Below are 9,991 nucleotides of genomic sequence, written 5' to 3'. Positions count from 1 at the left end.
GCCATCGAGCAGGCCACGCCCACTTCACCCTGGCAGCCCATTTCCGCGCCGGAGATCGAGGCGCGCTGCTTGTAGAGCAGGCCGATCCCGGCGGCGGTCAGCAGGTAGCGCCGCGCCTTGCCCGGCACGGCCTTGCGTCCTTCGCTGCAATATTGCCGCAGGAGCGACGGGATGATCCCTGCGGCGCCGTTGGTGGGTGCGGTGACGACCCTGCCGCCGCTGGCGTTCTCCTCGTTCACCGCCATGGCGTAGAGATTGAGCCAGTCCATCAGCGTCTCGGCCTGGTTGTCCTGCGGGCGCGAGATGAGGTTCTGGTGGATCGCGCGGGCACGCCGGCGCACCTTCAGCGCGCCGGGCAGCAGTCCCTCGCGTTCCAGGCCGGCGTCGATGCACTGGTTCATGGCTTCGGCGATCGCGTCCAGCCCGGCCAGCGTCTCTTCCTCCGGTCTGCGCGCCGCCTCGTTGGCGAGCATGACCCCGGCGATGTCGAGGCCGCTGGCAGCGCAGACTTCCAGCAACTGCGCGCCGGAGCCGAACGGATGGGCGACCGGCGGGCCATGGGTGACCTGATCGTCGGGCGCGGGCTGTTCAAGCTGGTGGCGGCTGGAGAAGAAGCCGCCCCCGGTCGAGAAATATTCCTGACGGGCGATCGCGGCGCCTTCGTCGTCGAAGGCGGTCAGGACCATGCCGTTCGGATGGAGGTCCGGAACATGGTCGAAGTCGAGAACGAGGTCGGTCCGGGGATCGAACGCGATCTCGCGGCGCCCCAGCAGCGCAATACGATGCGTGGCGCGGACTTCCGCAGCGGCAGCATGCGCTTCCTCGGGGTCCACGGTTTCCGGCTGGAACCCGATCAGGCCCATCAGGCAGGCATCGGGGGTGCCGTGACCCTCGCCGGTGAAGGCGAGCGAGCCCTGCAGCGCGATCGACACGCGCGCGATCTGGTCGAACTCATGGGATTCGTCGAGCGTCAGGAGAAAGCGTGCCGCGATTCGCATCGGGCCCACCGTGTGGGAACTGGAAGGACCGAGGCCGATGCGGAAAAGGTCGAGCGCGGAGATCAAGAGCGGCACTCACGCGGGACACGAGGGAACGACACGAAACAATCTCCAGAATCGATAAGGCCGTGTGGATAGGCATCGCCCGGGCGGATGCAATGGCAAATGGCATGGTCCGACGAAACCTGAACTGCCCGGTCGGCTTCGCTTGATGTTGCCGAATCGCGATGGTCTCCGTTCACATGCCGAGAAGGTGCAAGGCGACCTGCCGGGCGTGCGGCATGCGCCGATGCTCGGCAAGGAAGATCCCTTGCCATGTCCCGAGCGCAAGGCGGCTGTCTATCACCGGGATCGAGAGGTTCACGCCCGTCAGTGTGGCCTTGAGGTGAGCGGGCATGTCGTCCGGCCCCTCCTCGTCGTGATCATAGTGCGGGCCTTCGGGCGCTACGCGATCAAGCCAGTCGATCAGGTCGGAGCGCACCTCACGCGCGGCGTTCTCCTGGATCAGCAGTGAGGCCGAGGTGTGGCGGCACAGCAGCGTCAGCAGCCCTTCCTGGATGCCGCTGCCGCGCTGCCACTCGGTGATCGCCTGAGTGATATCGGTGAGCCCTCGGCCAGACGTGCGGAAGGTGAGGGTGGTGACGGCTTGCTTCATGACGCCCATCCTGGACCCTTCCCGTGCCCGCTTCAACGACGTCCGCAAGGCCCCCGAACCCGCCCCGCAGTGATCAAAAGGCCACGGAATACGGCTTGACGTAATGGTAAGATGGCGAAAAACAGCCGTTCGGGCGGGCCTTCGCGGTGTTTTGAAAGGGTATCGATCGAAGGCGTAAATCCGTGGATTTCTGCGCCTTTCAAGGCTATGGAGGACGACTGCAGGGCAATTTTTGCGCATGTCGAGGCGTTCTGGCGATTGATCAACCCATTGCTCCCGCGTATTGCCGCGCTCGGCGGCGGGCCCGACAGGCCAGCGCGGAGTACGCCGCATACAGAGATCGTTCGGTCGCAAGGGGCGCAGGAAAACAACCCCTAACGCTGCGCCCGGTCGGTCCAACAGGCGAGCCCGGAGTCACCGGGCCGCTAGAGATTCACGCAAGGGTTCGTCATGAGTTGGCTTAGCAAGGTACGCAATTCCCTCGGGGGACTGACGAAGCGGGACACGCCCGACAACCTGTGGACCAAGTGTCCCGGTTGCGGCGAGATGCTCTTCACCAGGGAATTCGAGGACAATCTGTCGGTCTGCCCGCGCTGCCAGTACCATGGCCGCATCGGCGCGCAGGCACGCTTCGACCAGCTGCTCGATGCCGGTTACGCGGTGCTGCCCGCCGCGCTGGTGCCCGAAAACCCGCTGAACTTCCGCGACAGCAAGAAGTATTCCGATCGCCTGAAGATCGCCCGCGCCGCCAACCCGTTCCCCGATGCGCTGACCAATGCGCTCGGCACGGTCGAGGGCCGCAAGCTGGTGCTCGGCGTGCAGGACTTCGCCTTCATGGGCGGCTCGATGGGCATGGCCGTGGGCGAGGCTTTCGTCGAGGCGGTCGAACGCGCCATTGCCGAGGATTGCGGCTACGTGATCTGCACGGCAGCGGGCGGCGCCCGCATGCAGGAGGGTATCCTCTCGCTCATGCAGATGCCCAAGGCCACCGTTGCCATCCGCCGTCTGGCGCGCGCGGGGCTCCCCTATATCGTCGTCCTGACCGATCCCACCACCGGCGGCGTCACTGCCAGCTACGCGATGCTGGGCGATATCCAGATCGCGGAGCCGGGCGCGCTCATCGGCTTTGCCGGCCAGCGCGTGATCCAGGACACCATCCGCGAAAAACTCCCCGACGGCTTCCAGCGCGCCGAGTACCTCCATGCCCACGGCATGGTCGACATGGTGGTCCACCGCAAGGACCTCAAAGGCACGCTGGCATCGCTGCTCGAATATCTTGAACGAAAGGAAGTTGCGTGAACATCGACAGCGCGCTGGTACGCGAGCTCGCCGAGCTCCTCGCTGAAACCGGCCTGACCGAAATCGAGGTCGAGGACGGCGAACGCAAGATCAAGGTCGTGCGCCAGGTGGCGCAGCAGATCGTTGCCGCTGCTGCCCCGGCCCTGCCGCTGGCTGCCGCTCCGGTTGCCGCTGCTCCCCTGGCAGAGGCTGCGCCCGCAGCCGCTCCGGTCGATGCGGTCAAGTCGCCCATGGTCGGCACCGTCTACCTCGCGCCCGAGCCCACCGCGCCGAACTTCATCAGCGTCGGCCAGCAGGTCAAGGCCGGAGACGTGCTGCTGATCGTGGAAGCCATGAAGGTCATGAACCAGATCAACGCCCCCAAGAGCGGCACGATCCAGGCCATCCTCGTCGACAACCAGCAGCCGGTCGAATTCGACCAGCCGCTCGTCGTGATCGCCTGAGGACAATAGCTTCATGGCCATCAAGCGCCTCCTGATTGCCAACCGCGGCGAAATCGCCCTGCGCATCCATCGCGCCGCGCGCGAGATGGGCATCGAGACCGTCGCGGTGCACTCCACCGCCGACGCCGACGCCATGCACGTGCGCCTTGCCGACCACGCGGTCTGCATCGGCCCGCCGGCGGCCAAGGATTCGTACCTCAACGTCGCGGCGATCATCGCCGCGGCCGAGATCACCCATGCCGACGCGATCCACCCCGGCTACGGCTTCCTTTCCGAGAACGCCCAGTTCGCCGAGATCGTCGAGGCGCATGGCCTGATCTGGGTCGGCCCCAAGCCCGAGCACATCCGCACGATGGGCGACAAGGTGGAAGCCAAGCGCACCGCCGGCGCGCTCGGCCTGCCGCTGGTTCCGGGCTCGGACGGCGCGATCGAGGACTTCGACGTCGCGCGCGAGCTGGCCGAGCAGATCGGCTATCCGGTGATCATCAAGGCCGCTTCGGGCGGCGGTGGTCGCGGCATGAAGGTCGTGAACTCGGCCGAGGAACTCGAAAGCCAGATGGGCCAGGCCCGTTCGGAGGCGAAGGCCGCCTTCGGCGACGCCACCGTCTACATGGAAAAGTACCTCGGCAACCCGCGCCACATCGAGTTCCAGATCTTCGGTGACGGCAAGGGCGAGGCGGTTCACCTGGGCGAGCGCGACTGCTCGCTGCAGCGCCGCCACCAGAAGGTGCTGGAAGAAGCGCCTTCGCCGGTCATCACCCCCGAAGAACGCGACCGCATGGGCGGCATCGTCTCGAAGGCCATGGCCGACATGGGCTATCGCGGCGCCGGCACGATCGAATTTCTCTGGGAAAACGGCGAGTTCTACTTCATCGAGATGAACACCCGCCTTCAGGTGGAGCATCCGGTGACGGAAGCCATCACCGGCGTCGATCTCGTCCGTGAGCAGATCCGCATTGCCGACGGCCAGCCCCTCGCTTTCCGCCAGGAAGAGATCGAGTTCAAGGGCCACGCCATCGAATGCCGCATCAACGCGGAAGACCCGTGGAACTTCACGCCCTCGCCGGGGCAGGTGACGAACTACCACGCGGCGGGCGGTATGAACGTGCGCGTCGATTCGGGTCTCTACACGGGCTATCGCATCCCGCCGTACTACGATTCGATGATCGGCAAGCTGATCGTCTCGGGCCGCAGCCGGAACGGCGCGATCATGCGCCTGAAGCGCGCGCTGGAGGAAATGGTGATCGACGGGGTCAAGACCTCGATCCCGCTTCACCAGGCCCTGCTGGAAGATCCCGAGTTCCAGAGCGGCGAATATACCATCAAGTGGCTGGAGGAATGGCTGGCCAAGCGCGCCTCCTGAGGCGCGCTGATCCCGGCAGGTAAACGGAAAGAGCATGATCTCGTTTCTTGAATTCGAAAAGCCCATCGCCGCGCTCGAAGCCCGCATTGCGGAGCTGCGCACGACCGCCAGCGACAGCGACCTCGACATCGCGGGCGAGATTTCGCGCCTCGAAAAGAAGAGCGCGGCCATGCTGTCGGCGACGTACGCCAAGCTGACGCCCTGGCAGAAGACCCAGGTGGCGCGCCATCCGCAGCGTCCGCATTTTGTGGACTACATCCGGATGGGCTTCACCGACTTCATCCCGCTGGGCGGCGATCGCCTCTACGGCGAGGATGAGGCGATCATCGGCGGCCTGGCGCGTCTCAAGGGACGCCGCGTGATGGTGATCGGGCACGAAAAGGGCCACGACACCGCGACCCGCATCAAGCACAACTTCGGCATGGCCAAGCCCGAGGGCTACCGCAAGGCGATCCGCCTGATGGAGATGGCGGGCAAGTTCGGCCTACCGGTCGTGACCCTGGTCGACACTGCTGGCGCTTTCCCCGGTGTCGAGGCCGAGGAACGGGGTCAGGCCGAAGCCATCGCCCGCTCGATCGAGGCCTGCCTCGGCGTGCCGGTGCCGATGGTTTCGGCCATCGTCGGTGAGGGCGGTTCCGGCGGCGCCGTGGCGCTGGCCGCAGCCGACCGCGTGCTCATGCTGGAGCACTCGATTTATTCGGTGATCTCTCCCGAGGGTGCCTCCTCGATTCTGTGGCGCACCCCGGACAAGGCTCCGGATGCAGCCGAAGCGATGAAGGTGACCGCGCAGGATCTGCTGTCCCTCAACGTAATCGAACGTGTGGTGCCGGAGCCGGCCGGCGGCGCGCACCGCGACGCTCAGGCGACGGCACAGGCACTGTTCGGCGCCATCGACGAGGAACTCGATTCGCTCTCGGCACTTCCTGCCAGCGATCTCCTCGCCCGCCGCGAGGAACGCTTCCTGGCCATCGGCCGGGCATGATTCGAAGAAGGCGCCGGCCCGGAACCGGCGCCTTTTACATGCGCGCAAACGGCGCCCGTTCCGCAGGCGGATGAAAAACTGAGGCGGTTCGCGACGCACGGGCTGAGCGCGATGGCGCTATAGTCGAGATCATCGGCGCTCATTGACATTATCAAAGGCCAAGCTGAGCCTTCGACCCCAGAAGATGGAGGTCGAGGTTTGACGACGACAAGCGTTCTCATTGTGACGATATTTGTTGGCCTGACATTCGTCGGAACGGGTATCCTTGGTGATGGCCTCGTGGGCCCGCCGCTCCGCAAGTGGATGGCTGTCATAGGCATCGGCCTGATCGGGATCGGGATTGCCGCCCTTTGAAGATGTGAAAAGAGGCCGCCCCCCGCAAAAGGGACGACCTCTGTGCAATGGCCCGGGGGATGGATAGGTGCCACCGCGATGCTGCCGCTAGACAGCCCCGGAATAACATCGCGCCCGCCCGGTTGTTCCCGCCGCTCGTCCTGATAACTCTGCGCAAACTCCGGCTGCACCGATGAGGCGCCACAAGCCCGAAGATCCGAAGCGATCCACGGCTACCTCTCTGGAGACCCGACGCCCACTCCAATGCGGGGCTGCACACCTTACGCACTTCACGCTTGGTCTGTTTGGCAGCGTCCGTGCTAACAGTGACGATCATGGGGCGTGGGATTCGGTCTATGAGTGAATGGGACATGAGCGGAATAGAAGCTTTCCGCTCTGGCGCGGTCGCGGTGCTGGAGGAAGTTGCTATCCTTCTGCCCGCCCCGGAATCTCTGGAACTGCGGGCCTGGATCGAGGAGGACCTCCAGAAATGGGAGCCGGGTATGGCGCTGCCGAAGGCTCCGAGCCATTGGCAGTAGATCTCAAACAGTGTTTCTGATCTAGAAAAGATGAGACCGCCCCCCGCGAAGGGGACGGCCTCCGAACGGTGGGTTGCGACTGTTGGTCTCCCACCGCACGGCCGCGTCGCCGCCGGCATCTAACTAAGATTTTCGAAGCACGCTGGTTCCTGATTCATACGGGAGATGTTTCTGCTTGCGGGCGGCTGCGGGGCTGGACGTGACGAACAGACGAACCCCGTTGACGACCGTCAGGTGCCGCGAGATCCACCTGGTTGCCGGTTGCGAGCCCGGTCGACAGATGCACCGGGAAAAGAGGCCCCGCAAAGGTGTACTCGGCTGCGGGGCCTAAGTTGCAGTATGGTGCGTCTGGCCGAAGCAGACGAAAGCCTTCGAGGCGCTCCACCATCTGACCGGGATCACCTCTTTTCTTGAGGCGTGGGTCGCATTCCCGAGTACGCGGTTCATCGCCTGGAACAGACGCGGGTTTCCTTATTCTACTGAATAGTCGCGACCTTGCTCGTAAGACCGTATGTCCGTCTGCGCGCAGGCCAAAAGGGAAAGCGCGACGACCGACGATTACGTCCAGCTCGTGGACATTTTCCCCGCCGTGCTGCGACGGCTCGATGAGAAAATCGACCAAACGCGAGGCTTGATTCGCATCCAGCAGTACGATTTGAACGATCCTTCCGCTTGGCAGCGCGTTGCCGCCGAGATGGCTGAGTAGGGATGCTGGTCATGAGTGAAGCACAAGCCGAGCGCGGACCCTTTGGCCGCTGGTTGCTGATGCAGGTCGAGCGCGTCGGGATCGTCGGCGAGCTAGCTAAGGGCGCCGCGGGTGATCGAGGCTTTCCGCGCGATGGCGACCCGGAGGCGGTGCGTAAGCGCCTGAGCATTCTTCAGGCCGATGGCGAGATGTTCGCGGCCTTGGAAGAGGCGGAACTCGACTGGGCAAGCTACTAAGGTGAATGGCATGACGTATGGCGAATTGATCGAGCATGCCCAGCGGCTCCACGCTCTGGCGAGCTCGCGGGCAGGTACACGTGCCGATCTGGTGCAGCTCCGCGACCTGGTGCCACAGCTTATCTGCGCGGTTAAGGCGCTGACGCAGGACGATGAGGAAATGGTGCCGATCCCTGTCATAGACCTCACGAAGTGCGAGCCTGTCGAGGGATGCGAGATGGGTTCAGTGCGGCTTCCAGCCGGCGCCGCGCGGCTCATGGGACGAAGCTGATACGAAAAAAGGCCGCCCCTGTGTAGGGACGGCCTTGTCTCGACCGGGGGGCACTGGTCGCTACAGCATAGCGTTACCAGCATTGTGGTTACACACCTCTTAAGGATCAGGCCTCGGAAAATTCTGGATCAAAAAGAGGCCGCCCTTCGCTGGAAGGGCGGCCTCCGTCGTACGGTGACCCTGGGAGAGAGATGGTCACCGTAACGTCGCTGGAGAACGACCCCCGGTTAACATGCTGCAGGAGGCGTTGTTCCAGCCTTGATCCGTGTTAGCATCCCCTCGGCTGCGGCTGCACGGAAAGACGTGCCCCCGCCCGCTTGAGGATCGCTTACGCGGTCGGGCCAAGTAGGACTGAAGACTGCTTGGTAGCCGGTGTCGAACCCGGTCCGCAGTTACCTTCGACGCCGCAGTGCCACCCCGTCGGCGGCGTCCTTCCATTCGGTCAGCAGCAGTCCGCAACAAGTAGCCAATCGAGAGGATGGCCCAGGGCAATAGTGAATTGATATATGTCACCTCTATTGCGGCAGCGCGGATGCACGCGCCCACGTGCACCAAGCGGAGGGGTGAACGTATGGGGGCGTTTGCCAGCCGGTGTCGAACCCGGCCCGCAACGATCTCGATCGCCGCAACGGCGAAATGCCGCCGGCGAGTAATCTAGGTTATCGCGTAGGAACCGGATTGCTCCCTACTGACTAGACGGGATGGTCTCGAAAAATATACGAGGAAGCGTCACGGAGTCGCAATGTGGAACTTTGGATGATGGGTCGCCGCGCTGCCCCGAAGCTGACGTGGTCGTAAGCGACGTCTTGCAATGGGGCGCCCTGTTTTTGGGCACTGTGGGAATTTGCTCAGGGGCGATCGCAATAATAGGCGATGGTGAAATGTCGGCGCCGCTTATTTATATGCTTCGGATTGCCAGTGCTATGAGTTTGGCAGTATGCGGCATATTGTTCCTGATGTGACGGGAAGGGTACGCATGGAACAGGAGCCGCGCGTTGGAAGGTAACAATCCTCACGCGCTCGTCGCGTCTGTCGTCGTAGGCGTAAGCCTGGCGGCCACCGGAATCCTGGCAGATACCTTCTTAAGCCGCCGCGTAAGGTGGGGCGTCGTCCTGCTGGGATGCTGCGTAGTTCTTTTTGGCGTATCCTTCTTCTGACCCAGAACGAAAGAGGCAGCTCCTCGCAAAAAATCGGCCTCGAAACGATGGGCTGGGAGCGTTGGTCGAGCACCGCATGCCGCTTCGTCGCGGCGACGAAAAAGGCCTCGCTGTCCACGTTATGGGACTGCGAGGCCTAGGTTCGGGTTATCGCATGCAGAGCGACGCGCTTAAATCGCGCCAGCCGCCTAGATGTTCCTGCGGACATAAGACTGAAACGAAAAGAGGTCGCTCCGGTAAAGGTGCGACCTCTGTGCGATGAGCCGGGGGTGATAGGCGCCATCGCGATGCTGTCGCTAGACAACCCCGGGTTAACATCATGCAAGGCCGGTTGTTCCCGCCTCCCGTCATGATACCTTCTCGACAGCTGCGGCTGCACGGAAGGACGTGCCCCCTTGCTTGAGGATCGCTAACGCGGTCGGGCCAGGTAGAACTGAAGACTGCTTGGTAGCCGGTGTCGAGTCCGGTCCGCCGCTACCGGATCGATTTTGAAGGGCCGCTCCCCAGAGCGGAGAGCGGCCCCTCCGGTAAATGCGCCGGACGCACCGGTGGATACTCTTCGCGGCGCGATCTACCGAGTCAGAATCTATGAGGGACCGGCATGGATCGCCCTCACGACGGCCCCTCCGTATCGGCGAAGGGATTACCTCCCAGAACCAATACCAGCAGCTAAGACTTGTTTAGAGGCAAGACCTGCATGCCAGCTTATACCGCTTCAGAGAGACCAGACAACGGGGCCTGGCCAAGGCCCGGTCAAAAGACGCCCCGGATCGCACTCGAGGTCGCGCTCCGGGGCGAGGTTCTTTTGCAGGTTCAAAGCAATGGAAACCAGCCTTCTATGGGGGGTTCGCGCTACAGGCTGGTCTAGGATCGCAGCATAACTGTCGCGCGACATTCAGGGTGAGAAAGCGCGACAAACATGATGAGAATCCTGCGTTCCGGGATTGGCGAAGGGCGTAGCCCGTAGCCGATGCCGGAACGCAGGAGGCGCCTTTTGAAGGGTGCCTGT

Annotated in this window: 10 protein-coding genes; 8 read left to right on the top strand and 2 right to left on the bottom strand. The window is 63.6% G+C overall.

The window, feature by feature from the left end; genetic code table 11:
• Together ACI3K3_RS24680 and ACI3K3_RS24675 are read right to left on the bottom strand one after the other, a co-directional pair.
• On the bottom strand, positions 1 to 1,073 hold a 1,073-nt coding region (locus ACI3K3_RS24680; protein ID WP_404918602.1), incomplete at its 3' end, for an L-serine ammonia-lyase.
• Between the two features lie 163 nt (positions 1,074 to 1,236).
• Positions 1,237 to 1,653, bottom strand: coding sequence for a secondary thiamine-phosphate synthase enzyme YjbQ (locus ACI3K3_RS24675; RefSeq protein WP_404918600.1), 417 nt, complete (start codon positions 1,651 to 1,653; stop codon positions 1,237 to 1,239).
• 450 nt (positions 1,654 to 2,103) lie between these two features.
• Here ACI3K3_RS24675 and accD point away from each other — a divergent pair, with 450 nt between their 5' ends.
• The 8 genes from accD (at position 2,104) to ACI3K3_RS24635 (ending at position 7,825) form a co-directional block, all read left to right on the top strand.
• Complete coding sequence (gene accD, locus ACI3K3_RS24670; protein ID WP_404918598.1) at positions 2,104 to 2,952, top strand: acetyl-CoA carboxylase, carboxyltransferase subunit beta; 849 nt, start codon at positions 2,104 to 2,106, stop codon at positions 2,950 to 2,952.
• On the top strand, positions 2,949 to 3,395 hold the full coding sequence (accB, locus tag ACI3K3_RS24665) for an acetyl-CoA carboxylase biotin carboxyl carrier protein (RefSeq protein WP_404918596.1): 447 nt from the start codon (positions 2,949 to 2,951) through the stop codon (positions 3,393 to 3,395). The genes accD and accB overlap by 4 nt, the downstream gene beginning before the upstream one ends.
• A gap of 13 nt (positions 3,396 to 3,408) precedes the next feature.
• A complete protein-coding gene (gene accC, locus ACI3K3_RS24660; RefSeq protein WP_404918594.1) occupies positions 3,409 to 4,758 on the top strand; it encodes an acetyl-CoA carboxylase biotin carboxylase subunit in 1,350 nt (449 codons plus the stop codon).
• A gap of 34 nt (positions 4,759 to 4,792) precedes the next feature.
• Positions 4,793 to 5,740, top strand: a complete 948-nt coding sequence (locus ACI3K3_RS24655; protein ID WP_404918592.1) for an acetyl-CoA carboxylase carboxyltransferase subunit alpha — start codon at positions 4,793 to 4,795, stop codon at positions 5,738 to 5,740.
• Between the two features lie 689 nt (positions 5,741 to 6,429).
• On the top strand, positions 6,430 to 6,612 hold the full coding sequence (locus ACI3K3_RS24650) for a hypothetical protein (protein WP_404918590.1): 183 nt from the start codon (positions 6,430 to 6,432) through the stop codon (positions 6,610 to 6,612).
• Positions 6,613 to 7,123: 511 nt separating this feature from the next.
• Entirely contained in the window at positions 7,124 to 7,318 is a 195-nt protein-coding gene (locus ACI3K3_RS24645; RefSeq protein WP_404918588.1) for a hypothetical protein, read from the top strand.
• Between the two features lie 11 nt (positions 7,319 to 7,329).
• Positions 7,330 to 7,554, top strand: coding sequence for a hypothetical protein (locus ACI3K3_RS24640; protein ID WP_404918586.1), 225 nt, complete (start codon positions 7,330 to 7,332; stop codon positions 7,552 to 7,554).
• 10 nt (positions 7,555 to 7,564) lie between these two features.
• Positions 7,565 to 7,825 (top strand): hypothetical protein, encoded by a 261-nt coding sequence (locus tag ACI3K3_RS24635; RefSeq protein WP_404918584.1) that lies wholly within the window; start codon positions 7,565 to 7,567, stop codon positions 7,823 to 7,825.
• Positions 7,826 to 9,991: the final 2,166 nt, after the last annotated feature.

The sequence above is a fragment of the Novosphingobium sp. ZW T3_23 genome (genome assembly GCF_044987305.1).
Lineage (GTDB): Bacteria > Pseudomonadota > Alphaproteobacteria > Sphingomonadales > Sphingomonadaceae > Novosphingobium.
Note: the sequence above shows the minus strand (reverse complement) of the source record. Positions and strands in the feature narration are given on the sequence as shown.

Coding starts and splice junctions, on each gene's coding strand:
- ACI3K3_RS24675 (WP_404918600.1), bottom strand. CDS start 1,653: ATGAAGCAAGCCGTCACCACCCTCACCTTCCGCACGTCTGGCCGAGGG.
- accD (WP_404918598.1), top strand. CDS start 2,104: ATGAGTTGGCTTAGCAAGGTACGCAATTCCCTCGGGGGACTGACGAAG.
- accC (WP_404918594.1), top strand. CDS start 3,409: ATGGCCATCAAGCGCCTCCTGATTGCCAACCGCGGCGAAATCGCCCTG.
- ACI3K3_RS24655 (WP_404918592.1), top strand. CDS start 4,793: ATGATCTCGTTTCTTGAATTCGAAAAGCCCATCGCCGCGCTCGAAGCC.
- ACI3K3_RS24650 (WP_404918590.1), top strand. CDS start 6,430: ATGAGTGAATGGGACATGAGCGGAATAGAAGCTTTCCGCTCTGGCGCG.
- ACI3K3_RS24645 (WP_404918588.1), top strand. CDS start 7,124: ATGTCCGTCTGCGCGCAGGCCAAAAGGGAAAGCGCGACGACCGACGAT.
- ACI3K3_RS24640 (WP_404918586.1), top strand. CDS start 7,330: ATGAGTGAAGCACAAGCCGAGCGCGGACCCTTTGGCCGCTGGTTGCTG.
- ACI3K3_RS24635 (WP_404918584.1), top strand. CDS start 7,565: ATGACGTATGGCGAATTGATCGAGCATGCCCAGCGGCTCCACGCTCTG.